The following is a 25,543-nucleotide window of genomic DNA, read 5'->3' as shown; positions in this document are numbered from 1 at the left end:
GCAGCCACCGCATGAACAAGGGCACCGAAGTGCCCCTGAAATATGACTTACAACTGTACGTGTTCCTGAATGTATGAACGAACCTGTTCAACATTGCAGTCCATGACGGTTACTTTCTGCGGCAAGTCGGCCAGTCCTTTCAGATGTTCGGGAACCGGTGCCGGCTGGCCAATGGCCTCTTGGATGGTTTCATTAAACTTGGCAGGCAGTGCCGTTTCCAGGACCAGCATGGGGATGCCCTCTTCCTGATACTGGCGGGCCACTTTCACGGCATCGGCCGTATGAGGGTCAATTAGTACACCCTCCTGCTCATAAACCGTTTTAATGGTTTGCAAACGATCGGCATGAGAGCTTTGCCCTCCCACAAAACCGAATTTTTCTTCAAATAAAGGTTTAAGCTCGCTTAAGTCAAATGAACCATTATGCGCCAGGGATTCCCACAAGCCTTTCACCTTGCCGGCATCCTGATCAACCAGATCATAAACAAAACGCTCGAAATTGGAGGCTTTGGAAATATCCATGGATGGGCTGGACGTGGCAAAGGTTTGTTCGGCGGAACGGGGCTTGTATACACCCGTACGGAAAAACTCTTCGAGGACGTTGTTTTCGTTGGTCGCCAGCACCAGCCGACGCACCGGCAAGCCCATGCTACGGGCAATATGTCCCGACAGGATATTGCCGAAATTACCAGAAGGAACCGCAAAGGAAACCTGCTGGTCTTCATGGCTGGTGGCACGCAGCCAGGCCCAGAAATAATAAACCACCTGCGCAGAAATGCGGGCCCAGTTAATGGAGTTGACCGCTCCGATACGGTACTTTTCTTTAAAATCAAGGTCTGAGGCCAGTACCTTGACAATATCCTGGCAATCATCAAAGACACCATGCACCGACAGGTTATGAATGTTTTCATCTTGCAAGGAATACATTTGCGCACGCTGGAAATCACTCATGCGGCCATAGGGCGATAACATGAAGACCCCGACCCCTTTCTTGCCACGCAAGGCATATTCAGCCGCCGAACCGGTATCACCGGAAGTGGCACCCAGGATATTGATGGTGGTGTTTTTGCGCGCCAGGACATATTCAAACACTTGCCCCAGGAACTGCATGGCCATGTCCTTGAAGGCCAGCGTGGGCCCTTCGGAAAGGCCTACCAGCGTAAGACCATTACCAAGCGGCTTAAGCGGCACAATGGCTTCGCTGTTAAACACCTGGCTGTTATATGCTGCGTGGGTAAGTTTGGACAAATCCTCTTCAGGAATATCGGTGATAAACAGTTTCAGTACCTGGGTAGCCAGGTCTGCATAAGAAAGGCTACGCCAGGAAGCCAGCATTTCGCGACTTACCTGGGGAAGACTTTCGGGCATGGCCAGGCCACCGTCACGTGCCAGACCCTCTAGCAGGATTTCAGAAAAGGGAATGGCTGCCATCCCGCCACGGGTAGAAATATATCTCATGATAAATTTTCCATACGAATACGAGTTACAGAAGAGTGGACAAAGCCAAGGTTTTCAATTTGTCGGATGGCATCAACCACATCTCCTTCGCGTGCTTCGTGCGTAAGGATAATAATGGCGGCACTACCCTCTCCTTTTTGCTCTTGAACCATAGCGTTGATGGAGATGGACTTGTCTGCCAGGATACGGGTTAAGTCGGCCAGCACACCAGGACGGTCTTCAACGTTAAACCGCAAATAGTAGGAAGTCCTGATTTCGGAGATGGGAAGAATATCAAAATCGGCCAAGGCATTGGGTTGGAAAGCCAAATGCGGCACCCGGTTTTCGGGGTCAGACGTATGCATGCGGGTTACATCAACCAGATCGGCCACCACTGCAGAAGCGGTTGGCTCGGCACCTGCACCGGCGCCGTAATACATGGTTTCACCAATCGCATCACCCTTGACCAGCACTGCATTCATGGCGCCTTCCACATTGGCAATTAGTTTGCTGGCGGGCACCAATGTTGGATGTACCCGCAACTCGATGCCATTGGAACGACGTTTGGCAATCCCCAGCAACTTGATGCGATAGCCAAGACGCTCGGCATGGCCAATGTCTTCCTGTTTAAGCGTGGTAATACCTTCTGTATAAGCCTTGTCAAACTGAACGCGAATACCAAATGCCAAAGACGCCAATAAAGTGAGCTTGTGCGCGGCATCTACCCCTTCCACATCAAAGGTAGGGTCGGCTTCGGCATAACCCAGCCGTTGCGCCTCGGACAGGACGGTTTCAAAGGGCAAACCACGGTGGCGCATTTCGCTAAGGATGAAGTTGGTGGTACCATTAATAATACCGGCCACCCACTGGATACGGTTGGCGGTTAACCCTTCACGAATAGCCTTGACAATGGGAATACCCCCAGCCACGGCCGCCTCAAAGGCAACCATAACGCCCTTTTTACTGGCGGCGGCAAAAATCTCGTTGCCGTGCATGGCCAGCAAGGCCTTGTTGGCCGTTACAACGTGTTTGCCATTGGCAATGGCCTGCATGACCAGTTCACGTGCCTGGGTTTCACCGCCAATCAGCTCAACCACAATATCAATATTGGGATCGGAAACCAGCCCCATCAGATCATCATCAACCGGCAAAGCTTCGCCAAACACGGCTTTTGCCTTGGACGGCGTACGGGTTGCTACACGCACGATGTCAATGTTGCGACCCGCACGGCGGGCAATTTCTTCGGCGTTACGGGTTAATACCGAATAGGTGCCGCCACCCACAACCCCAAACCCTAGCAACCCCACCTTAATTGGCTTTAAACTCATTTGAGATACCCATCCTTCCTGAACATTTCCTTGATACCGCGTACTGCCTGGCGAATGCGCTGCTCATTTTCGATAAGCGCAAAACGAACGTAATTATCACCATATTCGCCAAAACCGACACCGGGAGAAACCGCCACCTTGGCTTCGGCCAGCACTTTTTTAGAAAACTCCAGTGAGCCCATATGTTTATAGGGTTCGGGGATCTCGGCCCAGATATACATGGATGCTTTGGGGACCTCAACCATCCAGCCCGCTTCGTGCAAACCTTTGCATAGAACATCACGACGTTTCTGGTACTGGGCAACCACTTCCTTGACACAATCCTGAGGTCCCTCAAGGGCTGCGATGGCACCTACCTGGATGGGCGTGAAAGTACCGTAATCGTGATAGCTTTTCATGCGGGCCAAGGCAGTGACAATTTCTTCGTTGCCCACCATGAAACCAATACGCCAACCAGCCATGTTATAGCTTTTACTCATGGTGAAGAACTCTACCGCCACATCTTTGGCACCAGGCACCTGCATGATAGAAGGTGCGACATAGCCGTCAAAAGTGATGTCGGCATAAGCCAGATCGTGCACCACGATGATATCGTGCTCTTTGGCCAGTTTTACCACACGCTCAAAAAATGGCAGATCTACGCATTGCGCAGTTGGATTGCTGGGAAAGCCCAGAATCATCATTTTTGGCTTGGGAATAGACTCACGCACCGCCTTTTCAATTTCTTCGAAAAAATCAATACCCGGTGTCATGGGCACAGAGCGGATATTGGCGCCAGCAATGACCGCACCATAAATATGGATGGGGTAACTGGGGTTTGGTACAAGGACGGTATCGCCACGGTCAAGGGTAGCCAGCATTAAGTGCGCCAGGCCCTCTTTGGAACCAATGGTGACAATGGCTTCTTTATCGGGGTCAAAGGAAATTTGATAACGATGCAGGTACCAGTCTGTAATGGCCTTGCGCAAACGTGGAATACCCTTGGAAACGGAATAACCATGTGTATTTGGCCGTTCGGCGGCCTCGACCATTTTTTTGACAATATGTCCCGGCGTAGGATTATCCGGGTTGCCCATGGACATATCAATAATATCTTCGCCACGCCGACGCGCCGCCATCTTCAGCTCTCCGGTAATATTGAAAATATACGGAGGAAGTCGCTCTATACGTGGAAAATGCCTCATGGCCAACACCTTTTAAACAGAAATAAATAAAACGCGATAAAACCTATTAATCTAGCGCATATAAACAGCATGATCAAATAGTTTTACGCGGTTTCGTAAAAATTTGTATAAAAACATCTTTTTTCTATTTTAATGCAGGATTGGATCGATAATCTCATAACAGGCATTCAATTGATATCATGCCCTTAACATCATCACAAACATGAAATATAGATAGAATATGATTAGTATGTATAAGGAGAAAAAGTGCAATTACAGAAAGAAGAACGTTCTGCGTTAAATACCGTTACCCGCTATGGCGAAAATTATATTGATGTCAATGATATCCGCTACGAAAATGCCATCTGTTTCAAACCGGAAGGCCCAATCACATCATGGCCGGTTAAAAAAATCGCTGACATTAACACCCAATTGCTGGAACTGGCTGCCGGTGTAACAGCCAGGCCGGCCAGCGCCCTTGATTTTCTTGAAGATAACCCAGGTACCTCTTACGACAATGCGCCGGATATCCTGCTTATTGGCACCGGAGAAAAACAAGTGTTTATTCCCCCACAAATCCTGGCCCCACTCTTAAGCGCCAGAATTGGCATCGAGTGCATGGACTCGCAGGCCGCTGCACGCACTTATAATGTGTTAATGTCCGAAGGACGCAATGTTGCCGTTGCACTGATGTTAAACGAAGAAAAAGGAAATGATTGAATGAGCGATCTACCCGTAGTTGGAGAACAAACACCGGCCTTCACGGCGGAAAGCCATCTGGGGCCCATCGACCTTGATACACTAAAGGGTAAAAATGTTGTCCTGTACTTTTATCCCAAAGACAACACACCCGGATGCACGGTAGAAGCACAGGACTTTCGTGACCGATATGAACAGTTTCAGAGTCTGAATACGGAAATCATTGGCGTTTCACGTGATTCCCTGAAAACACACACGAATTTCAGCAACAAACATGAATTGCCATTCCCCCTGATTGCCGACCCCGAAGAGCAGTTATGCAAGCAGTTTGGCGTCATGAAACTGAAGAACATGTATGGCAAACAGGTCAGAGGAATTGAACGCAGCACATTCCTGATTAACAGCCAGGGAATTCTGGTACAGGAGTGGCGCGGCCTGAGAGTGCCCGGTCATGCAGACAAAGTACTTGAAGCCGTCAAGGAAATTGCATAAAACCAATCCAACCCATTAACTACATGCCAGTGCATGCAGGTAAACCCGGAATAAGAGTATAACGAATGCCACTACCCAAGTTGCCAACAAAACCCGCCGACATCATTGATGCTGGTACGATAGCCACGCCAACAACAAGCAGCCCGGCAGCACGTTCGCGCCCCAAAACAGCCGTCGCTGACACCCCGGCAACAACAAGCAAGGTCGCGGCAAAGGCGGTTCAACCGGCAAAAGCGCCCCTTCAACACTCCAGCGCCACAAAAACCGCAAGCAAAACCGCAGCAAAAACGGTTGCAAGCAAAAGCCCGCCACCACCTGCCGTAAAATCAGCGACAAAAACGGCCGCTGTAAAAGCCCCTTCCGTCGCCAAAAAAACAGCTAACAACACAAAAGCCACGGCCGACACCGAAACAAAAAAACTGTTTGTACTGGATACCAACGTGCTGTTGCACGACCCCTCTTCGCTATTCCGGTTTCAGGAACACGATATTTTCCTGCCCATGATGACACTTGAAGAGCTGGATCATCACAAAAAAGGCATGACTGAAGTGGCCCGCAATGCCCGGCAGGTCAGCCGCTCCCTGGATGCCCTGGCCGCAGAAACCGACGATATCCTTTATGGCATGCAGCTCAATGCCCTGGGCAACAAAGATGCAACTGGCCTGCTGCTGTTCCAGACCTCAAGCATGGAAAGCAACTTGGGTATCAGCCTGCCCACTGGCAAAGCCGACAACATGATTTTAAGCGTTGTCCGAACCTTGCAAAAACAACATTCAAACCGTCAGGTCATTCTGGTTTCCAAAGACATCAATATGCGTCTGAAGGCCCGCGCATTGGGCATGGAAGCCGAAGACTACCTGAACGACCACTCTCTTGAAGATTCCGACCTGCTGTATGACGGCATCATGCAATTGCCCGCTAATTTCTGGACCCGGCACGGCAAAGATGTGGAATCCTGGATGCAAGGGGGCATTACCTACTACAAAATAAAAGGACCACTGTGCCCTGAATTCATTATTAATGAATTTGTTTATCTTGAAGGCGATACCCCTTTATATGCACAAGTCAAAGAGGTTAACGGTAAAACCGCCATACTGGCCACGCTGCGTGATTACACGCACAAAAAAAACAACGTCTGGGGTATCACGGCACGTAACCGCGAACAAAATTTCGCGCTTAACCTGCTTATGAATCCCGACTGTGATTTTGTGTCTCTTCTGGGCCAGGCAGGCACTGGCAAAACGCTTCTTGCGTTAGCTTCGGGGCTTACCCAGGTACTGGAAACCAAACGCTATACTGAAATCATCATGACCCGGGTAACGGTTCCCGTAGGTGAAGATATTGGTTTTTTACCCGGTACCGAAGAGGAAAAAATGCAGCCCTGGATGGGCGCGCTTGAAGATAATCTGGAATTCCTGAATTCGGGCATCCGCTCTGAGGCAGGCGACTGGGATCGCAGCGCCAGCAAAGAAGTCATCAAATCACATATCAAGGTCAAATCACTTAATTTCATGCGTGGACGTACCTTCCTGAACAAGTTCGTCATTATTGATGAAGCGCAAAACCTGACCCCCAAGCAAATGAAAACCCTGATCACCCGTGCGGGCCCGGGTACCAAAATTGTTTGTCTGGGTAATATTGCGCAAATTGACACCCCCTATTTAACCGAGGGCAGTTCAGGCCTGACCTATGTCGTTGACCGCTTCAAGGGATGGTCTCACTCGGGGCATATCACCCTGCAAAAAGGTGAACGCTCACGCCTGGCTGACTATGCCAGCGAGGCTTTATAAGAAAAATGGCAATTCAGCCCTGATGGTGAACTTTTCACGCTTTATTGAAAACCGGTTCACCACTTATTGATATTTGCCACAGCGATCAACCCCCTGCCTCCCCTTTCGGGTAGCTGGGGGTTTTTCATTTGAAACAGATCATACCTGGGCCAGCGTGATTGGCCAGACTAGTCTGAAACAAAACTGTCGCCAGAGCCCATGTAGTTAAGGAACTTGGTGCTTTCACCCGCAAAGGTCATTTTCACGGTACCAATCGGGCCATTACGCTGTTTGCCAATAATAATTTCAGCCGCCCCTTTATCCTGGGTTTCCGGATGATAAACCTCGTCACGGTAAATAAACAGAATCAAGTCGGCATCCTGCTCAATCGCACCCGACTCGCGCAGGTCACTCATGATGGGCCGCTTGTTGGTACGTTGCTCAAGACTTCGGTTAAGCTGGGACAAGGCAATAACCGGACAATTCAACTCACGTGCCAACCCCTTCAATGAACGGCTGATTTCAGAAATTTCAGCGGTCCTGTTTTCATTCTTGCCACCACTGCCGCTACCCGACATCAGCTGCAGGTAGTCAATAATAATCACGCCCAGCTGACCACATTTACGGGTAAGCCGGCGTGCACGCGCCCGCAGGTCAATTGGATTTAAGCCAGGCGTTTCATCAATGAAAATTTGCGCATTTTGCATTAGCTGCATGGCATGGGTAATTTTGGGCCAGTCTTCATCTAGCAGGCGACCGGTACGCATGCGTTGCTGATCAAGGCGCCCTACCGATCCCAACATACGTTGAGCAAGCTGAACGGCCCCCATTTCCATTGAGAAAACCGCCACTGGCAAGCCCTGGTCAATCGCCACGTGCTCGCCAATATTCATGGAAAATGAGGTTTTACCCATGGATGGGCGGCCCGCCACAATAATAAGATCACCCGGGTGCATGCCCGATGTTTTTCGGTCAAGGTCCACAAAACCGGTAGGCACACCGGTCACATCCGAAGCATTGTCCCTGTGTGCCAGTTCATCAATCCGATCCACCACCTCAATCAGCAACTTGCTCATTTCATGGAAATCATTCTCGTTGCGCGTACCTTCTTGGGCGATCTTGAAAATCCGGGCTTCTGCCTCATCCAGTAACTGACGCGCTTCCTTACCTTTAGGATTCAGGGCTTCGGAGGCGATTTCATCGGCAATACTAACCAACTTTCGCAACATGGCACGCTCACGGACAATTTCCGCATAGCGTCGAATATTGGCAGCAGAAGGCGTATTTTGTGCCAGGGCATTAAGATAAGAAAGCCCCCCGATTTCCTCTGCCTTGCCTTCGGTTTCCAGTGACTCGTAAATAGTGACGACGTCTGCCGGCCTGTCCAGGTGAATAATTTTACTGACATGGCGCCAAATGACACGGTGATCATGGCGATAGAAATCATCTTCACTCAGGATATCCGAAATATGCTCAAGTGCCGAGTTATCCAGTAACAAACCACCCAAGACCGACTGCTCGGCCTCTATCGAGTGAGGGGGCAGGCGAAGTGATTCAATTTGAGGGTCGACTACATTCATGCTAATTCAAATAAGGGAGGTGTTTAATGAGGCGCGCAACCATCACGCGTAAAGAAATAGAAAGGGCAAAACCAAGGATAGTTTTATCCAGTGCAATCTATAAGTATATACGTAAAAAAGCCGGCTATTGCCGGCTTTCACAAGTTTAATAGTTTTAAAAAACTTGCTTATTAAGCCATTTCACCTTGAACAGCAACGGTGATTTCAGCATTAACGTCTGCGTGCAGGTGAACCTGCGCGGGGAACTCGCCAACCGCTTTAATGGCACCGTCTGGCAAACGAACCTGTTGTTTTTCAACAGAGTCAAAGCCGGCAGCAACCAGGGCAGCAGCAATATCCATATTGGTAACAGAACCAAACAGACGGCCATCTACACCTGCCTTCTGATTGATTGTAACAACGTAACCGTTCAGTTTTTCAGCAACAGTCTGCGAAGCAGCCAGTTTTTCAGCCTGGATTTTTTCCAGTTCTGCACGACGTGCCTCAAACTCTTTCAACGCGGTTTCTGTAGCGCGGCGGGCTTTTTTCTGAGGGATCAGGAAATTGCGTGCGTAACCATCACGAACACGAACAACCTCACCCAGGTCACCCAAATTGCCGATTTTTTCTAGCAAAATAACTTGCATGATTAATAATCCTTAATTATTTGTGGTTGTCAGTGTATGGAAGCAAAGCCAGGAAACGGGCACGCTTGATGGCAGTATCAAGTTGGCGCTGGTAGTTTGCTTTTGTACCTGTTAAACGGGCAGGAATGATTTTACCTGTTTCCGTGATGAAGTCACGTAGGGTGTCAACATCTTTGTAATCGACTTCTTCAACACCTGCTGCTGTGAAGCGGCAGAATTTGCGACGTTTGAACAATGGATTTTGCTGCGTGAATTTGCTGCGTTTGTCCTTGCCTTTTTTCATGAAAGCCATGATTTTTGCCTTTATTCGTGTGTGAGGCCTGCGCCTCGAATTCATAAAAGAGCTTTATGCCCTGAACTTTAAGTATTTCAGACCGTTGCGTGAACCCTTGCAACACCTTTTGACGGAAACTGAACGTTTTGGATATGCAAAATAACACGTCCCGAGTTTTTACGGGCCTGGGCCAGAAAGCCCTTGACGCGTATTTCGCTTCCCATGGCGACCTTGGATAAGACCATAGCGGTTTCTCCAAGTGCCCTTGCATGAATGATGAAATCAATCATGCGCGGATGCGAAGCCTCGATAATTTCCGACTGATGTTCAAGCACAAGATCCAGTGCCGGCAAGCCTGCTGGCGTATGCCGCAAAGGTTTTACTTCCAGTATCCTGGCCTGCAGTTGAGTCTGGTTCACAAGCTATAACTACGCTGATTACCCTTCGCTACTTTGCTCTGCAGATGGCTCTGCAGTTGCTTTACGCGCTTCTTCACGCTCTACAGATTTCATCATGATTGATGCTTCTGAGTGAGCTTTGCTGGCTTTGATAACCAGATTGCGTAAAACCGCATCGTTATAGCGGAAAGAGTGTTCCAGCTCGTCAAGCGTTTCCTGGTTGCACTCGATGTTCATGCACACGTAATGGGCTTTAACCAGTTTTTGAATTGGGTATGCCAATTGACGACGACCCCAGTCTTCCAGACGGTGGACAACACCATTGTTGCCGGTTACCAAGGTTTGATAACGTTCGATCATTGCAGGGACCTGTTCACTTTGGTCCGGGTGCACGATAAACACTACTTCGTAGTGACGCATAATAACTCCTTAAGGATATCTTGCCATTAAGTAATGGCAACTGACAGCCCGCTTGCCTTTTTGCCCAGTTCAATCCCGCCGCTTAACAGCAAAATCAAACCAACCACAAAAGATAAGTCGAGCAAGAAACCGCTAAATATAACATAATTATGTTAATCAAACAAAATTATCTTAAAAACTTTTTTTGTTTCTACAGACTTGGCAGAGCACTTCGTATTTTGTCGCAAGTTTGCGACAAAATACGGGCACTACCCTTCTATCACCGCATAAGCGGAATGATTATGGATAGATTCAAAGTTCTCGGCTTCAATCTTATAACGCCTGAGTTGCGGTATTTTCCGGATATTTGCCGCCACATCACGAATAAGGTCTTCGACAAACTTGGGATTATCGTAAGAATACTCGGTGACATATTTTTCATCGGGACGCTTTAACAACCCCCACAACTCGCATGATGCCTGCTGCTCTACCGTTTTAATGACCGATTCCATGGTGTAGTGGCTATCAGCAACCAGTTGCACGGTAATGTGTGAGCGCTGGTTGTGCGCGCCATAGGCGGAAATCGCTTTTGAGCACGGGCACAGACTCATTACGGGCACCACCACATTGAACTCGAATTCAACCTCGGTGCCACGGGCAACCGCAAACCAGGTAACCTGGTAGTCCATCAGACTTTCAACGCCTGAAACCGGTGCGCTCTTGTTAATAAAATACGGAAAAGAAACCGTGAGATCCCCTTTCTCAGCATGTAGCAAAGGCAGCATTTCACTGACCATTTCCTTGAAAAGCTCAATGGTCATGGCTTGTGAACGATAACGTTCAAGCAGGGCCACAAAACGGGACATATGAGTCCCTTTTTCATGTTCAGGCAAAAACACGGTTAGCGTCCATTCAGCAATCGTGGGCTGTACCGAACCATCGGCAGCCTGTATCAGCATGGGGTGTTTGACACGCCTGATTCCTACACGCTCAATGGGTATATGACGCAAGTCCTGTGAACTTTGCACGTCGGGCATCAACTCGACCGAGCCAATTATGGAATTCATATATTAAAAACCTAAGTAATATTCAAAACAGATTTAAAACGTGCATGGATAGCCGCCTCGATTCCCTCTGAATCAAGACCCACACTTTTCAAGAGTGCAGCCTGTTCACCATGATCAATAAAACGATCGGGCAAGCCAAGCTGCAAAATGGGTTTGCCAAGCCCACACGCGCTTATGATTTCAGCAACAGCGCTACCGGCGCCGCCCATTACACTACCTTCTTCCAGCGTTACCAACACCTCATGTGACATCGCCACCTGTTTGACCAGTTCGGCATCGATTGGTTTCACAAACCGCATATCAACCAGCGTCGCATTCAGTTTTTCAGCCACCGGCAAGGCCGCATGCAGCAAAGGACCAAAAGCCAAAATAGCCAGACGAGAACCTTCGCGGCGCACCACTCCCTTGCCCACTTCTAGCGGATCCAGGGTATCACTAACCGTTGCCCCCACGCCTGCCCCCCTGGGATAACGCACGGACGCTGGCCCTTTATAGTGGTAACAGGTATTCAGTAACAGGCGTGCCTCGTTTTCGTCCGATGGAACGGCCACCACCATATTGGGGATGCAGCGTAAAAATGCAATATCGTAGTTACCGGCATGGGTGGCACCATCGGCCCCCACCAGCCCTGCCCGGTCAAGGGCAAAGGTAACATCAAGATTTTGCAGGGCAACATCGTGAATGAGCTGATCATACCCCCTTTGCAGGAAAGTTGAGTAAATAGCCAGGACCGGTTTAAGGCCTTCACAGGCAATACCGGCGGCAAAAGTAACCGAGTGCTGCTCGGCAATACCCACATCAAAATATCGCGCCGGAAAACGCTTTTCAAATTCAACCATGCCACTGCCTTCTCGCATGGCAGGCGTAATACCGACCAGTTTTTCGTCTTGCGCAGCCATATCGCACAGCCAATGCCCGAAAACCTGGGTAAACGTTTGCTTGCCGGGCTTGGCCGGCTTCAGGATACCCACTTCAGGGTCAAATTTGCCGGGCCCGTGATACAGGATGGGGTCGGCTTCGGCCAGCTTGTAACCCTGCCCTTTTTTGGTTACCACATGCAGAAATTGCAGGCCGCCCATTTGACGCAGGTTTTGCAGGGTGGGTACCAAGGCGTCCAGATCATGACCATCGATGGGACCCACATAATTAAAACCGAACTCTTCAAACCAGGTGGCCGAACCCAAGATGCCTTTGGCATGCCCTTTTACTTTACGGGCCATTTCCATGACGGGCGAAGGGAACTGCCCCAACACTGCCTTACCCACACTGCGCGCTTCCTGATAGAAAGTACCCGACAACAGCCTGGCCAGATACTTGTTAAGCGCCCCAACCGGCGGAGAAATAGACATATCGTTGTCGTTCAGGATCACCAGCAGATTAATACCTGGGGTGACGCCTGCATTGTTCAGGGCTTCGTAGGCCATACCCGCCGTCATGGAGCCATCACCGATAACGGCAATGTGCTGGCGTTCTATTTGCAAATTGCGCGAAGCCACTGCCATGCCCAAGGCAGCCGAAATAGAGGTGGATGAGTGGGCGGTACCAAAAGCGTCGCACGCTGACTCGCTGCGCTTGGGGAAACCCGAAATACCGCCTTCCTGACGTAAATGCGCCATCCCTTCGCGTCGGCCAGTAAGGATTTTATGCGGATAGGATTGATGCCCCACATCCCAGATAACCCGGTCATGCGGCGTGTTAAACACATAATGAAGAGCAAGCGTAAGCTCTACCGTGCCAAGGTTGGACGACAGGTGACCGCCGGTTTTGGAGACCGAACGAATAATAAAAGACCGAAGTTCATTGGCTGCCTGCTCCAACTCTGAACGGCTTAGTTTTCTGACATCATCGGGAGCGTTGAGCTTTTCTAGAATATTTGACATTGATACGCTTCACATCAATAACTGCGGTGAATAATGAAATCGGCCAACTCTTTGAGTCGAATAGCAGAATCACCTAATGGTTTAATGGCTTCAAGTGCCACTTCATGTAATTTCCGGGCAAAATCCCGGGACTCTTCAAGACCCATGATTGACACATAAGTGGGCTTGTTCTCGTGGGCATCTTTACCTGCTGTTTTACCCAAGCCTTCGGTATCCACCGTGACATCAAGAATATCATCAACAATTTGAAAGGCCAGACCAATGGCAGAGCCATAGGTTTCCAGCGCCTGCCTGGTCTCGGAAGTGGCGCCGGTCACAATAGCCCCTAGCAAAACACTGCCTTCAATAAGCGCCCCTGTTTTCAGGCGATGCATGAACTGCAGCTGTTCAAGGGTAAGGGCCTGGTTGACACTGGCCAGATCAATCGCCTGACCGCCCACCATACCCAGGCTTCCGGCCACCTGGCCAAGCACTTGTACCGCTTGCACCACCAGGGCAGGCGCCACCGGCATTTTCGCAAGCTCGGCAAAAGCCAATGGTTGCAGGGCATCTCCGGCCAGCATAGCGGTGGCTTCACCAAACCGCACATGAACCGTAGGTTGCCCCCTACGCAGGACATCGTCATCCATGCAAGGCAAGTCGTCATGAATCAGGGAATAGGAATGAATAAGCTCGACGGCAGCCGCAGCCCTGTCAAGGGCATGACTGTAGGACTCTATGGCGACACCCTGCTGCAAGGCTGCCTTACCTGCCGCATACACCAGCGTGGCGCGAACTCTTTTTCCTCCGCCCAGCGTGGCATAACGCATGGCCTCGTGCAATTGAGCAGGCACCTCGGTGGCACCGGGAAGCGCCTTTTCAAGCGCCATTCCCACATTATTGACACAGGCTTCCAACCAATCCTGAAAAAGCGTTGAACCGGTACTCATTACTTATTCAACCTCGATTTGTGCCGGGCGCAACAAATTATTCTGAAGTACCTGGACCTGTTGTTCAGCGGCATCCAGACGCTCTTGACATATCCGGGACAGAATCACCCCTCTTTCGTATGCCTGCAAGGATGCCTCAAGGGAAAGCACATCACTTTCCATTGACTGTACAATCTCTTCAAGCTCTTTCAGGGCAGATTCAAAATCCTTTGGTAAATCAAGGACATCCAATTTTTGGGTTGATTCTGACAAGGGGTACTCCAGAAAAATACAAATAATCTGGTATTGTACGAAATCATGGGCTGACAAGGGTCATATTTTAATAGTTTTACGTATTTTTCAATCTGTACCCCATTTTCAAACCATTAACAATAATGATTAACATTGCTTTTTTAATAGCAAGGTATTGAATTTTCAGTACAATTTGGCACCATATTTCATTTAAACAATTTGCCGGCTCAGCTACTCACCAACGGCAACGGGCCGGGAGCGGTCACTGCACCATTCGCTCCAGGATCCGGGGTAAAGGGCAGAACCCGATAAACCTGCCACCTCCATAGCCAGCAGGTTATGGCAGGCGCTAATCCCCGAGCCACATTGGTGGACAATGTTTTCAGGTTTGTGATTGCCAAGCAATTGTGCAAAACCGGATTTGAGTGCGTCAGCCGGAAGAAAAAAGCCATCGCTATCAAGGTTACGGGCAAATGGCCAATTAAGCGCACCGGGAATATGTCCGGCAACCGGATCAATGGTTTCATTTTCACCACGAAAACGGTTTTCAGCCCGCGCGTCAATCACCGTGAAAACAGCTTGATTGAGATTGGCCAGCACTGCATTGGCGTCCACCTTAGGCATGGAAACGTTGTCAGGTTCCCATACAACGGGCGCACGCGGTGCCGGTTTTTCACGTTCAATGTCGCCGCTAATCTGCCCCCAGGCGCTCCAGCCACCGTTAAGCACCCTGACGCTGGTGCAGCCCGCCCACCGCAACATCCACCACACATGAGCGGCAAACATGCTGTCCCTGGCATCGTAAACCACAATATTCGCCTTGGCATTAATACCCAGACTGCCCAGCAACTGGATAAAAGCCTCACGTTCAGGCAAGGGATGGCGGCCATTATTTCCTGTTTTTGGCCCACACAGATCAATCTCATGATCAAGAAAAAGAGCACCCGGAATATGCCCCTCGAGATATTGCTCTCTGCCCAGCTGATGATTGCCCAAATCATGCCTTGCATCCAGCAGGATCAGGGTATCATCATCACTTAATAAATCTTGTAGCGCTAGTGCTGAAATTAACGGCTCCACTTTCTTGCTCCAGATAGTTCAAAAAACCTTCAGATTCATCGGGTACTAAGCCTGTTTTTTTCGGGATCTGGCTGCTTCTGCCAGTTGCATGGTTCTCCAGGCTGACAGCAGTCCGGCCAGAATAATCAGAACCATACCCATCCAGGCTAATATATCGGGGATGTCCCCCCAGAAAACAATGCCCAGTATAGCCGCAAATATAATGGTGCTATATTGCAAGGCGGCCGTCAGAATCGGAGACCCCTGGCCAAAAGCACGGGTAAGGGCAAGTTGCCCAATCAGCCCGCTAACGCCCACACCGAAAAGTGCCAGCCAGGTCGTCAGGACGGGGGTACCATAGCCGTGCGCCTTCAGGCCAAGAAAACCGGTTATCACCACAATCAGGGAAAAATAGAAAACGGTTCTCCAGATAGGTTCACCAATTGCCCCCAGCTCTTTGATCTGCAGCATGGCAACGCCGGCAAATGCCCCCGACATTAGCCCCAGTGAAGCGGCAAACCACTGGTCTTCGGTAATCGTAGGCCGTAATACCAGCAATACCCCCAGAAACCCCAGAATGACAGCCAGCAGGCGAAACGTGTCTTTGGGCCCCTTATGGGTAAAAAACAGAAAGCTGGCAATAAACAACGGAGAGGTATAGTTAAGGCTGGTGCTGGTTGACAGCGGCAAGACAGAATATCCATAGAACCCCATCCACATGGCCGTCACACCAAACAGGTTTCGCAAAAAATGCAATTTGATACTTTTCGGTTTAAGCGACTGGTGACTTAAAACCGCCCACAACACAATCACAATAATGGAAGGCAAGCCACGGGCTATCACAATAAGCGCCAGAGTGGAGCCCGCCTCATAAGACAACTTGATACAAGCGCCCATAATAGCGAACATTAATGCCGCCAGAAGCATCCATAACGATTGCATAGCCTACCTGACCTTGAAAAGGAACATTCTGAAATAATAAAATCATTATTCTATACCCAAGGCCACTTTAAATAATGGGAATTCACCTTATATAATTATTAAACAAATCAACATTGCTGTATTAATCATTTTATTTAAACTATATTATGATGCAGCCGATATCCGTAAACAGTTTAATTTAAAGGTTTTCAACCCCTCATGAAGCGCATTTTTCTATTTCTTATGACCAACCTGGCCGTTATGGTTGTGTTGGGTGTCACGTTAAATATCCTGGGCATCAACCGTTTTATCACCGCCAATGGCCTGGATATGACGCAATTGCTGGCATTTTCCGCGGTTGTCGGCTTTACCGGCTCTATTATCTCCCTGCTCATTAGCAAACGCATGGCAAAATGGAGCACCGGTGCCCGTGTTATTAACCCCACTGCCCCCGCCAACCAAACTGAAGCCTGGCTGGTTGATACCGTTCACCAATTGGCCGACCGCGCGGGTATTGGCCATCCTGAAGTTGCCATTTATGAAGGCGAACCCAATGCTTTTGCAACCGGTGCCTTTAAAAACGATGCCCTGGTTGCCGTTTCCACCGGTTTGCTTAACAGCATGACTGAAGAAGAAGTGGCCGCCGTTCTGGGACATGAAGTGGCGCACGTGGCCAACGGTGACATGGTTACCTTAACGCTAATTCAGGGTGTCGTGAACACCTTTGTGATTTTCCTGTCACGCGTAGTAGGTTATGTGGTTGACCGGGTCATCCTGAAAAACGAACGTGACGTGGGTATTGGTTATTACATTTCCGTGATTGTCTGTGAAATCGCCTTTGGCATTCTGGCCTCTATTATTGTTGCCTGGTTCTCCCGTCAACGCGAATATCGCGCCGATGCTGGTGCTGCCCAGCTCATGGGCTCGGCCGATCCGATGATCCATGCGCTAGCCCGTCTGGGTGGCCTCACACCCGGTGAACTGCCCCAGCAATTGAACGCATCCGGCATCAGTGGCAAAATCAATGTGGCAGCACTGTTCTCTACCCACCCGCCTATCGAGCACCGCATCAATGCATTGCGTGCCCGTGTTGTCCAATAACTATCCTGCACTCACCACAAGCAGCCTGAATTGTCGCTCCAAAGGTTCGCATTTCAGGCAACACAAAAAAACAGCGGTCTGGCATAGATAAACCGGAGCGCTGTTTTGTCATGACACAGGCAAGGCCCAAAGGCCTTTCCCATGATCTATCCTTTAGTGAGCCTGCTCCCAATTTTGGCCCATACCCACTTCGGCCACCAGTGGCACTTTCAGCTCTGCCACCCCACACATGAGTTCAGGCAGCCTGGTCTTGACCAAGTCCACTTCATCTTGCGGCACTTCAAGCACCAATTCGTCATGCACCTGCATGATAATCATGGTTTTCAGGTTTTCTTTTTCAATCCATTCCTGCACGGCCACCATGGCCATTTTAATCAAGTCAGCCGCCGTGCCCTGCATGGGGGCATTAATCGCCGCTCTTTCCGCGGCTGCTTTACGCGGCCCTTTGGCACCCTTGATTTCAGGCAACCATAAACGGCGGCCAAAAACGGTTTCCACATAACCCTGTTCATGTGCCTTGGCGCGGGTAAGGTTCATATAAGTGGCCACGCCGGGATAACGCTCAAAATAACGGTCAATGTAAGATTGCGCTGCATCACGGGTAATCCCCAGGTTACTGGCCAAGCCAAACGCCCCCATACCATAAATCAACCCAAAGTTAATGGCCTTGGCGGCACGACGTTGTTCAGCGGTTACTTCTTCTAGCGGTGTGCCAAATACCTCAGAGGCGGTTGCCCTGTGAATATCCTTGCCTTGGGCAAAAGCCAATTGCAGGCTCGCATCATCCGACACATGCGCCATGACCCGCAACTCAATTTGCGAGTAGTCGGCGGACATGATGACGCCTTCCTTTTCAGGCACAAAAGCAGTCCTGACCTTGCGCCCTTCTTCGGTGCGCACCGGAATATTCTGCAAATTGGGATCGGAAGAAGCCAGACGCCCGGTAATAACGGCAGCCTGCGCATAATTGGTATGCACCCGACCAGTTTTGGGGTTGATCATTTTAGGTAGCTTGTCGGTATAGGTGGATTTCAGCTTGGCCAATCCACGGTATTCCAGCAAGGTAGCCGGCAGCGGGTAATCCTGGGCCAATTTGGTTAGCACCTCTTCGTCGGTGGAAGGCGCTCCTTTGGGGGTTTTACGAATAACCGGCAATTGCATGCGCTCAAACAAAATTTCGGCCAGCTGCTTGGGAGAATTCAGGTTAAACGGCTGGCCGGCCAGTTCATAGGCCTTGTTTTCAAGTTCAAGCAGCTTCTGGCCGATCTCATGACTTTGCTGCTGCAAAGCCTTTTCGTTAATTTTAACGCCGTTGCGCTCAATCTTGGCCAGCACCTCGGAAACCCACAATTCAAGCCGGTAAATCCGGTCAAGTCCCTCTTCAGCAACAACCAAGGGGCGCATTAACCCGGCCAACTGCAAGGTGAAATCAGTATCTTCGCAGGCGTAGAAAGAAGCCTTTTCGATGTCAACTTCATCAAAACCAATCTGACGGGCCCCCTTGCCACATAAATCGGTGTAATCCACCCCTTTTCTGCCCAGATAACGCTGCGCCAGATCTTGCATGCCTACATTGCGGTGGGATTCAAGCACGTAGGCCATCAGCATGGTGTCGTCTTGTATGCCTTTTAGCCCAATACCCTCGTTGGCAAAGACATGCGTGTCATATTTGGCATTTTGCAGCACTTTGGCCGCGCTATCGTCTTCCAGCCAGGGCCTGAGTTTTTCAAGCACCATGGATTTATCCAGCTGCTGGGCCAACATATTTCCTTTGTGGGCCAACGGAATATACCACCCCTGCCCCGGATGGATGGACATGGACGCCCCCACCAGCGAGGCCATCATCGGGTCCAGCGAAGTGGTTTCGGTATCCAGTGCAACCAAAGAAGCTGCACGGATCTGCGCCAGACAATCCTCCAGCAACTCAAGGGAATCCACCGTTATGTAGTCAACCGTTTCAGGTGCGGCAGGAATTTCAGGGGCAACCCTGGCATCCTGCTGTGGCACTGCCTGGGCATCACCCGTCAACTCGCGCAACCAGGTCCGGAAACCATAATGATCAAAGATTTTTTTCAGTGTTTCGGCATCTTGGGGTTTATAGGCCAGATCGGCCATCCCTGTAAAGAAATCGTCAACCTCGCAATCGCGCTTGATCGTAATCAGCTGGCGGGTAAGCCCAAAATTGGGAATAGCCTCGCGCAGATTATTGCCTACCACCCCTTTAATCTTGTCGGCATTTTCAACCAGATTTTCCAAAGAACCGTATTCAGTCAGCCACTTGACGGCGGTTTTCGGCCCCACCTTGGGCACACCCGGCACGTTATCTACCGTATCACCAATCAACATCAAATAATCAATAATCTGTTCGGGCTGTACACCGAACTTGCTTTTCACCCCTTCGATATCCAGGGTTTCATTAGTCATGGTATTAACAAGACTGACATGTTCATTAACCAACTGGGCAATATCCTTGTCCCCGGTGGAAATAATGGTACTGACATCATTTTGGGTGGCAATTTCTGCTAAAGTGGCAATAATGTCATCTGCCTCGACTCCGGGTTTTGCAATCACAGGCCAACCCATGGCGCTGATGGCCTCGTGAATGGGCTCTATTTGCAAGGCCAGATCGTCAGGCATAGGCGGACGATGCCCTTTGTAATCAGGATACAAATCATCACGAAATGTTTTGCCTTTGGCATCAAAAATGCAGGCCACATAATCAGCCTGGTAATCCTGGCTTATTTTGCGCATCATATTGATGACACCATAAATTGCGCCGGTAGGTTCACCCAATGCGTTTCTTAAATCAGGCATTGCATGGAAGGCCCGGTACAAATAGCTAGATCCATCAACAAGTAATAAGGTTTTTTTCATGTCAGTAACAAAAACAACGACGATCCAGGAACAAATCAGGGAAATTTCTGCTGAGTTACAAGATGCCGCCAATCATTTAAAAGATATTTCAGCAGCTGTAAGTATATTCGGAAGTGCCCGTACAAAAACAGATTCTCCGTACTATCATAAAACGATTGAGATCAGTCAAAAACTGGCGCAGGCAGGATTCAACATTATTTCGGGCGGTGGCCCGGGCATTATGGAAGCCGCCAACAAGGGATGTTTTGAAGCGGGTGGCACCAGTATCGGACTGAATATCAAGTTGCCACATGAGCAAACCGACAATCCTTTCCAGTCGCAAAGCATTTACTTCAAATATTTTGCCTCCAGAAAAACCACATTTTTCATGAATAGCTCTGGCTATATTATTTTACCTGGCGGGTTTGGCACCCTTGATGAACTCTTCGAAGCACTTACCCTGATACAAACTGGCAAAGCCCATAAAGCACCCATTATTTTTGTAGGTACCGAATTCTGGAGCGGCCTGCTGCAATGGATAAAAATACAAATGCTGGAAAACCACTATATTTCATCCAGCGATATTAATCTGTTTATTGTTGAAGACGACCCTGCCCGCATCGTTGAACATATCCAGGCACATCACCAGACAAGCCAGGATGAAGAGTTCCAGCTTGGGCTTTGCTAATTGCATGTCAAGGTATTGATTGGATTAAAAGACGCCTGGCCAGGCGTCTTTTAATTTGCAGCACGGGCATTAGTCCCGGCTTCAGGTTGCGGAGGCCTGCACAAGGCATACACCACCGGCACATCTTCCTGCCGGATTTCGCTATCCATCAACTTGCCAGCCAATTCATTGGCACACCTACCTGCCATTTGCTTCAGGCAAATATTTTCGTCCTGATAGCAGGGAAGGATCAGGTGAACATCAGTTCTTTCATATAAAACAGAACCGCTCCCACAAGCCGTCAATAAAGCAAGCATCCCACCGGCAACCAGTGTTTTGATTAATGGCACGACCTATCTCCCATTTTTTCTAAATAGAAAAATTATTTTCAAATCATTTATTAATGACGTTCATTTCAATTTATGTCTTGAAATAAATCAAGCCAAAGCACATTATTACGTGCATATTTACATTCACCCGCTATTATTTACAAAAATTAACTACACGTAACAATAATTAGCGGCGAGCGAGATAAAAATGGTAAGCGACCAAACCCTTCAATCTATTTTCAACCCACATAATCAGGCAGAACAGCAGGCGTTCCTGAAGCAATCATTACATGAGAGCGATTTCGAATATTACTTTTACATTCAAAACCTGCCCTTTCCTTTTAACAACGCCGAATCGCAATTCCTGTGCGCCAGCAACCTGCCTCATTCAGGCCTGAAGAATCTTCAGGATGGAATTACGCTAAAAAACAACCCCCTGGATCACCTCAATCCCGCTTTAACTACCCAAGGTAATACATTCACCTGGAACAGCCACAACCTTTCCAACCATCCCGATCTACTCAGGCTATTTAAAGATTTCCCACAATTATATGGCCTTATTTTGCCACACCAGAATATGTCAGGTAGCAAAAACAGCTCCCTGATCCTGCTAAGGACCAGCCACCCCGTTTCCATGGATGAAATAGAACAACAGTTGTTCAATCTCAAGCATCTGGTTTTTTCAGCCAACTATTTAATCAAACAACGGATTATCAACCATTACCTGAATATCACCCACCCACCACTGCCGCCCAGACAAACCCAAATAAGCCGCTGTATTGTTGCGGGCATGACCAATGCCGAAATTGCCGATCACCTTGCACTCAAGCACAATACGGTCATCTATCACGTCAGGCAAATCCTTAGAAACACCCAGTCTCTGCGACGCACCCCTGCTGCCTTAAAGGCACTGCTGCCCGAACTGCTCAACTAGGATACCCTGCACCATTGAAAGGGCACTCATGCCAACGCCCAACAGGGCATTTATTTCAATTCGGTTTCAAGAGACAAAACAACCTACTCCCCTTTGTAAAGACTTATAATAATACGCTTTACGGGATTTTTCCCAAGCCCATTTTTTACCGCAGAAAGTCATGTTGGAACAATATAACCCACTGGAAGTAGAACAAAACGCTCAACGCAACTGGCAAGATACCGATGCCTATCTGGTCACCGAGCATGCCAAAGACCGCGACGGCAACGACAAACCCAAATTTTATGCCTGCTCCATGCTGCCCTATCCTAGCGGCAAGCTGCATATGGGTCATGTCCGCAACTACACCATCAACGATATGATGGCACGCCAGCTACGCATGCGTGGATTCAACGTGTTAATGCCTATGGGCTGGGACGCTTTCGGGATGCCAGCCGAAAATGCCGCTATCAAGTCAAAAGTCCCCCCTGCAAAATGGACTTACGACAACATTGCCTACATGAAAAAACAAATGCAGGCAATGGGACTGGCCATTGACTGGTCACGCGAAATGTGTGCCTGCGACCCCGATTACTACAAGTGGAACCAATGGTTCTTCCTGAAAATGCTTGAAAAAGGCATTGCCTACCGCAAAACCCAAACCGTCAACTGGGACCCGGTCGACAATACCGTGCTGGCCAACGAGCAGGTAATTGATGGGCGCGGCTGGCGCTCGGGTGCACTGGTTGAAAAACGCGAAATTCCCGGCTACTACCTGCGCATTACCGATTATGCCGAAGAACTGCTGCATGAGGTCAAACACAACCTGCCCGGCTGGCCCGAACGTGTACGCCTGATGCAGGAAAACTGGATTGGCAAAAGCGAAGGTATCCGTTTTTCCTTTACCCATGACATCAAAAACAAAGAAGGCCAACTTATCCAGGATGGCCGCATGTACGTATTCACCACCCGCCCCGATACCATTATGGGCGTTACTTTCTGTGCGGTTGCCCCCGAGCACCCGCTGGCCAGTCATGCAGCACAAAACAACCCGGCCCTGGCAGCCTTTATCGAAGAATGCAAGCAAGGCGGCACCACTGAAGTCGAAATGGCAACCCGTGAAAAAGAAGGGTTGCCAACAGGCCTGTATGTGACTCACCCCATTAGCCATGAACAGGTTGAAATTTGGGTGGGCAACTATGTTCTCATGAGTTACGGTGATGGCGCCGTCATGGGCGTACCGGCACACGATGAACGTGACTTCGCTTTTGCGCTTAAATACCAGTTGCCCATCAAACAGGTCATCTCGGTTCAAGACAAAGCATTCTCTAATGAACAATGGCAGGAATGGTATGCCGACAAACAAAACGGCATTGTCATCCATTCAGGCCAGTTCGATGGCCTTAACTATCAACAGGCCGTAGATGCCGTCGCCAACGCACTTTCCAGCAAGGATCTAGGCGAAAAACAAACCACCTGGCGCCTGCGCGACTGGGGTATTTCCCGCCAGCGTTACTGGGGCACCCCCATTCCCATTATTCACTGCGTCGATTGCGGCCCGGTTCCCGTTCCCGAAAAAGACCTGCCGGTCAAACTGCCCGAAGAACTGATTCCCGATGGCAGCGGTAATCCACTTAACAAACACGAAGCCTTCCTGTCCTGCTCCTGCCCCACATGCGGCAAGCCGGCGCGTCGCGAAACCGACACGATGGATACGTTCATCGACTCTTCCTGGTACTTCATGCGCTACACCTCGCCAGGCAACAACAATGCCATGGTTGATGCCCGCAACGACTACTGGATGCCAATGGATCAATACATTGGTGGCATTGAACACGCCGTGCTCCACTTGCTGTATGCGCGTTTCTGGACCAAGGCTATGCGCGACATTGGCCTGCTCAAGTTTGACGAACCCTTCAAAAAACTGCTGTGCCAGGGTATGGTGCTTAATCATATTTATTCACGCAAAACCGAAAAAGGCGGCATTGAATATTTCTGGCCCGAAGAAGTTGAAAACGTCTACAACGACAAAGGCAGCATTATTGGCGCCCGACTTCTTAAAGACAACTCACCCGTAGACTATGGTGGCATTGGCACCATGTCCAAGTCCAAAAACAACGGGGTAGACCCGCAGGCACTTATCGACACCCTGGGTGCCGATACCGCCCGCCTGTTTGTTATGTTTACCAGCCCCCCCGAGCAAACACTGGAATGGTCCGATTCCGGGGTAGACGGCTCGCACCGTTTCCTTAAGCGTCTGTGGTCCATGGCTTATAATCACAAAGCGACTATTGTCCGTGCGCCTGCCACCGCCCCTGACTGGAACAACGCCCCCAAGGCCGTCAAAGAGCTGCGTCGTACCGCTTACTCCCTGCTCAAACAGGCCAATTACGACTACGAGCGTATTCAATACAACACCGTGGTTTCTGCCAACATGAAACTGCTTAACGCGATTGAAGATGTCGAACTTGAAGCCAGTCCCGAAGCGGATAGCGCCATCAAGGAAGTGGTTGGCATTCTGCTGCGCATGCTTTACCCGGTCGTTCCCCATATTACCTGGCATATCTGGCGTGAACTTGGCTATGCCCAAAATAATGGCGACTTGCTTGATGCCCCATGGCCCGAGCTTGACGAGCAGGCCTTAATTGCCGATGAAATTGAAATGATGCTGCAAATCAATGGAAAATTGCGCGGTTCCGTTAATGTTCCCAACGGTGTCAGCAAAGAGGACATTGAACAATTGGCGTTAGCCCATCAAGCGGTTGAAAAGTTTCTTGAAGGCCGGCCGCCAAAACGGATTATTATTGTTCCTGGCAAGCTGATCAACATTGTAGGATAGGCAACACATGCAGACACAAGCACCCTTCACCACCCTATTTGCCAAACGAACTTACCTTCTGCTGGCAGCCGGTATCTTCCTGTGTCTGCTCATTGCGGGCTGTGGCTTTAAAATGCGCGGCCCAACACCGCTACCCTTTACCACCCTGTATACCAATATCCCGCAAAACTCCGCCTTTGGCTCAAGGGTTTGGCGGGCTATTCAGGCCAACTCTCCCGGTACGACTGTCACTGAAGATGCTGCTCTGGCAGAAGCAAAACTAATGCAGGAAGGCTTTAACCGCTCCCAGCGTGAAGTCTCCCTGGACGCTCAGGGCAAGGTAGAGGAATACGAACTTAACCTGACGCTAACCTTCACCATGACAGACAGCCAGGGTAATGAGCTCATCCCAACTTCACAAATTTCGGCCACCCGCCAACTGCCTTATGATGAAGATGACTCGGCTGCCAAACAGGAAGAAATGGCGCTAATGTATGAGGATATGGAAAAAAGCATCGCTGACCGTCTAATCCGTCGCATTACCGCTCCAGACGTTATCACTTCCTATCTGGAACATAACCCAACGCCGGGTTTTGTTCCTGCGCAGTAAT

Annotated in this window: 24 protein-coding genes; 8 read left to right on the top strand and 16 right to left on the bottom strand. The window is 49.5% G+C overall.

The window, feature by feature from the left end; all coding sequences use genetic code 11:
- Positions 1-47: 47 nt before the first annotated feature.
- Genes thrC through alaC form a run of 3 tightly spaced genes read right to left on the bottom strand, consistent with a single transcriptional unit; the run spans position 48 to position 3,948 of the window.
- Positions 48-1,457, bottom strand: a complete 1,410-nt coding sequence (gene thrC, locus JHL22_RS01435; protein WP_200233034.1) for a threonine synthase — start codon at positions 1,455-1,457, stop codon at positions 48-50.
- A complete protein-coding gene (locus JHL22_RS01430; protein WP_200233031.1) occupies positions 1,454-2,764 on the bottom strand; it encodes a homoserine dehydrogenase in 1,311 nt (436 codons plus the stop codon). Before JHL22_RS01430 ends, thrC begins: the two co-directional genes overlap by 4 nt.
- The gene (alaC, locus tag JHL22_RS01425) at positions 2,761-3,948 is read right to left on the bottom strand and encodes an alanine transaminase (protein ID WP_200233028.1); all 1,188 of its coding nucleotides are present in this window, start codon (positions 3,946-3,948) and stop codon (positions 2,761-2,763) included. The genes JHL22_RS01430 and alaC overlap by 4 nt, the downstream gene beginning before the upstream one ends.
- Positions 3,949-4,194: 246 nt before the next feature.
- Between alaC and JHL22_RS01420 the strand changes: the two genes are divergently transcribed.
- The 3 genes from JHL22_RS01420 (at position 4,195) to JHL22_RS01410 (ending at position 6,908) form a co-directional block, all read left to right on the top strand.
- Positions 4,195-4,647: an Mth938-like domain-containing protein gene (locus tag JHL22_RS01420; RefSeq protein WP_200233027.1), complete on the top strand. Its 453-nt coding sequence runs from the start codon at positions 4,195-4,197 to the stop codon at positions 4,645-4,647.
- On the top strand, positions 4,648-5,118 hold the full coding sequence (locus tag JHL22_RS01415) for a peroxiredoxin (RefSeq protein WP_200233026.1): 471 nt from the start codon (positions 4,648-4,650) through the stop codon (positions 5,116-5,118).
- A 65-nt stretch (positions 5,119-5,183) separates the two neighbouring features.
- Positions 5,184-6,908 (top strand): PhoH family protein, encoded by a 1,725-nt coding sequence (locus JHL22_RS01410; RefSeq protein WP_200233024.1) that lies wholly within the window; start codon positions 5,184-5,186, stop codon positions 6,906-6,908.
- Positions 6,909-7,075: 167 nt separating this feature from the next.
- Here the strand turns inward: JHL22_RS01410 and JHL22_RS01405 are convergent, their stop codons facing one another.
- From JHL22_RS01405 to JHL22_RS01355, 11 genes are all read right to left on the bottom strand, one after another.
- Positions 7,076-8,467: a replicative DNA helicase gene (locus JHL22_RS01405; RefSeq protein ID WP_200233017.1), complete on the bottom strand. Its 1,392-nt coding sequence runs from the start codon at positions 8,465-8,467 to the stop codon at positions 7,076-7,078.
- A gap of 170 nt (positions 8,468-8,637) precedes the next feature.
- Positions 8,638-9,093, bottom strand: coding sequence for a 50S ribosomal protein L9 (gene rplI, locus JHL22_RS01400; RefSeq protein WP_200233014.1), 456 nt, complete (start codon positions 9,091-9,093; stop codon positions 8,638-8,640).
- Positions 9,094-9,109: 16 nt separating this feature from the next.
- Positions 9,110-9,385, bottom strand: a complete 276-nt coding sequence (gene rpsR, locus JHL22_RS01395) for a 30S ribosomal protein S18 (RefSeq protein ID WP_169295054.1) — start codon at positions 9,383-9,385, stop codon at positions 9,110-9,112.
- Between the two features lie 77 nt (positions 9,386-9,462).
- Positions 9,463-9,786 carry a primosomal replication protein N gene (priB, locus tag JHL22_RS01390; RefSeq protein ID WP_200233011.1) on the bottom strand — a complete coding sequence of 108 codons (324 nt, stop codon included), beginning with the start codon at positions 9,784-9,786 and terminating at the stop codon, positions 9,463-9,465.
- Between the two features lie 18 nt (positions 9,787-9,804).
- Positions 9,805-10,185 (bottom strand): 30S ribosomal protein S6, encoded by a 381-nt coding sequence (gene rpsF, locus JHL22_RS01385; RefSeq protein ID WP_200233004.1) that lies wholly within the window; start codon positions 10,183-10,185, stop codon positions 9,805-9,807.
- A 248-nt stretch (positions 10,186-10,433) separates the two neighbouring features.
- Positions 10,434-11,231, bottom strand: coding sequence for a GTP cyclohydrolase FolE2 (gene folE2, locus JHL22_RS01380; RefSeq protein ID WP_200233002.1), 798 nt, complete (start codon positions 11,229-11,231; stop codon positions 10,434-10,436).
- A gap of 11 nt (positions 11,232-11,242) precedes the next feature.
- Positions 11,243-13,111: a 1-deoxy-D-xylulose-5-phosphate synthase gene (gene dxs, locus JHL22_RS01375; protein ID WP_200232999.1), complete on the bottom strand. Its 1,869-nt coding sequence runs from the start codon at positions 13,109-13,111 to the stop codon at positions 11,243-11,245.
- Between the two features lie 14 nt (positions 13,112-13,125).
- On the bottom strand, positions 13,126-14,040 hold the full coding sequence (locus tag JHL22_RS01370) for a polyprenyl synthetase family protein (RefSeq protein ID WP_200232997.1): 915 nt from the start codon (positions 14,038-14,040) through the stop codon (positions 13,126-13,128).
- 3 nt (positions 14,041-14,043) lie between these two features.
- Positions 14,044-14,292, bottom strand: coding sequence for an exodeoxyribonuclease VII small subunit (locus tag JHL22_RS01365; RefSeq protein WP_200232994.1), 249 nt, complete (start codon positions 14,290-14,292; stop codon positions 14,044-14,046).
- Between the two features lie 210 nt (positions 14,293-14,502).
- Positions 14,503-15,351, bottom strand: coding sequence for a sulfurtransferase (locus JHL22_RS16135; protein WP_200232992.1), 849 nt, complete (start codon positions 15,349-15,351; stop codon positions 14,503-14,505).
- 45 nt (positions 15,352-15,396) lie between these two features.
- Positions 15,397-16,272, bottom strand: coding sequence for a DMT family transporter (locus JHL22_RS01355; RefSeq protein ID WP_200232990.1), 876 nt, complete (start codon positions 16,270-16,272; stop codon positions 15,397-15,399).
- Between the two features lie 198 nt (positions 16,273-16,470).
- On the opposite strand from JHL22_RS01355, the gene htpX reads away from it, so the two are divergent.
- Positions 16,471-17,352, top strand: coding sequence for a protease HtpX (gene htpX / locus JHL22_RS01350; RefSeq protein WP_200232989.1), 882 nt, complete (start codon positions 16,471-16,473; stop codon positions 17,350-17,352).
- Between the two features lie 153 nt (positions 17,353-17,505).
- Here the strand turns inward: htpX and polA are convergent, their stop codons facing one another.
- Complete coding sequence (gene polA / locus JHL22_RS01345; protein WP_200232988.1) at positions 17,506-20,226, bottom strand: DNA polymerase I; 2,721 nt, start codon at positions 20,224-20,226, stop codon at positions 17,506-17,508.
- On the opposite strand from polA, the gene JHL22_RS01340 reads away from it, so the two are divergent.
- Complete coding sequence (locus JHL22_RS01340) at positions 20,225-20,893, top strand: LOG family protein (RefSeq protein ID WP_200232987.1); 669 nt, start codon at positions 20,225-20,227, stop codon at positions 20,891-20,893. The genes polA and JHL22_RS01340 overlap by 2 nt on opposite strands.
- A 50-nt stretch (positions 20,894-20,943) precedes the next feature.
- Here JHL22_RS01340 and JHL22_RS01335 read toward each other — a convergent pair whose 3' ends face one another.
- Complete coding sequence (locus tag JHL22_RS01335) at positions 20,944-21,222, bottom strand: hypothetical protein (RefSeq protein ID WP_200232980.1); 279 nt, start codon at positions 21,220-21,222, stop codon at positions 20,944-20,946.
- A gap of 187 nt (positions 21,223-21,409) precedes the next feature.
- Between JHL22_RS01335 and JHL22_RS01330 the strand changes: the two genes are divergently transcribed.
- The 3 genes from JHL22_RS01330 (at position 21,410) to JHL22_RS01320 (ending at position 25,542) form a co-directional block, all read left to right on the top strand.
- Positions 21,410-22,135 (top strand): helix-turn-helix domain-containing protein, encoded by a 726-nt coding sequence (locus JHL22_RS01330; RefSeq protein WP_200232977.1) that lies wholly within the window; start codon positions 21,410-21,412, stop codon positions 22,133-22,135.
- 160 nt (positions 22,136-22,295) lie between these two features.
- The gene (gene leuS / locus JHL22_RS01325; RefSeq protein WP_200232974.1) at positions 22,296-24,953 is read left to right on the top strand and encodes a leucine--tRNA ligase; all 2,658 of its coding nucleotides are present in this window, start codon (positions 22,296-22,298) and stop codon (positions 24,951-24,953) included.
- A 7-nt stretch (positions 24,954-24,960) separates the two neighbouring features.
- On the top strand, positions 24,961-25,542 hold the full coding sequence (locus tag JHL22_RS01320; protein WP_200232970.1) for an LPS-assembly lipoprotein LptE: 582 nt from the start codon (positions 24,961-24,963) through the stop codon (positions 25,540-25,542).
- The last annotated feature ends 1 nt before the right edge of the window (position 25,543 follow it).

Origin of the sequence: Advenella mandrilli (assembly GCF_016595155.1) — a bacterium.
Lineage (GTDB): Bacteria > Pseudomonadota > Gammaproteobacteria > Burkholderiales > Burkholderiaceae_B > Advenella > Advenella mandrilli.
The sequence above is the reverse complement of the archived record's forward strand: the minus strand, read 5'-3'. Positions and strand labels throughout refer to the sequence as shown.

Bases quoted from the DNA above. Each gene is read 5' to 3' on its own strand.
- JHL22_RS01430 (WP_200233031.1), bottom strand. From the start codon at position 2,764: ATGAGTTTAAAGCCAATTAAGGTGGGGTTGCTAGGGTTTGGGGTTGTG.
- rpsR (WP_169295054.1), bottom strand. From the start codon at position 9,385: ATGGCTTTCATGAAAAAAGGCAAGGACAAACGCAGCAAATTCACGCAG.
- dxs (WP_200232999.1), bottom strand. From the start codon at position 13,111: ATGTCAAATATTCTAGAAAAGCTCAACGCTCCCGATGATGTCAGAAAA.
- JHL22_RS01340 (WP_200232987.1), top strand. From the start codon at position 20,225: ATGTCAGTAACAAAAACAACGACGATCCAGGAACAAATCAGGGAAATT.
- JHL22_RS01405 (WP_200233017.1), bottom strand. From the start codon at position 8,467: ATGAATGTAGTCGACCCTCAAATTGAATCACTTCGCCTGCCCCCTCAC.
- htpX (WP_200232989.1), top strand. From the start codon at position 16,471: ATGAAGCGCATTTTTCTATTTCTTATGACCAACCTGGCCGTTATGGTT.
- JHL22_RS01370 (WP_200232997.1), bottom strand. From the start codon at position 14,040: ATGAGTACCGGTTCAACGCTTTTTCAGGATTGGTTGGAAGCCTGTGTC.
- rplI (WP_200233014.1), bottom strand. From the start codon at position 9,093: ATGCAAGTTATTTTGCTAGAAAAAATCGGCAATTTGGGTGACCTGGGT.
- JHL22_RS01320 (WP_200232970.1), top strand. From the start codon at position 24,961: ATGCAGACACAAGCACCCTTCACCACCCTATTTGCCAAACGAACTTAC.
- JHL22_RS01415 (WP_200233026.1), top strand. From the start codon at position 4,648: ATGAGCGATCTACCCGTAGTTGGAGAACAAACACCGGCCTTCACGGCG.
- JHL22_RS01330 (WP_200232977.1), top strand. From the start codon at position 21,410: ATGGTAAGCGACCAAACCCTTCAATCTATTTTCAACCCACATAATCAG.
- JHL22_RS01410 (WP_200233024.1), top strand. From the start codon at position 5,184: ATGCCACTACCCAAGTTGCCAACAAAACCCGCCGACATCATTGATGCT.
- leuS (WP_200232974.1), top strand. From the start codon at position 22,296: ATGTTGGAACAATATAACCCACTGGAAGTAGAACAAAACGCTCAACGC.
- alaC (WP_200233028.1), bottom strand. From the start codon at position 3,948: ATGAGGCATTTTCCACGTATAGAGCGACTTCCTCCGTATATTTTCAAT.
- folE2 (WP_200233002.1), bottom strand. From the start codon at position 11,231: ATGAATTCCATAATTGGCTCGGTCGAGTTGATGCCCGACGTGCAAAGT.
- polA (WP_200232988.1), bottom strand. From the start codon at position 20,226: ATGAAAAAAACCTTATTACTTGTTGATGGATCTAGCTATTTGTACCGG.
- JHL22_RS01355 (WP_200232990.1), bottom strand. From the start codon at position 16,272: ATGCAATCGTTATGGATGCTTCTGGCGGCATTAATGTTCGCTATTATG.
- thrC (WP_200233034.1), bottom strand. From the start codon at position 1,457: ATGAGATATATTTCTACCCGTGGCGGGATGGCAGCCATTCCCTTTTCT.
- rpsF (WP_200233004.1), bottom strand. From the start codon at position 10,185: ATGCGTCACTACGAAGTAGTGTTTATCGTGCACCCGGACCAAAGTGAA.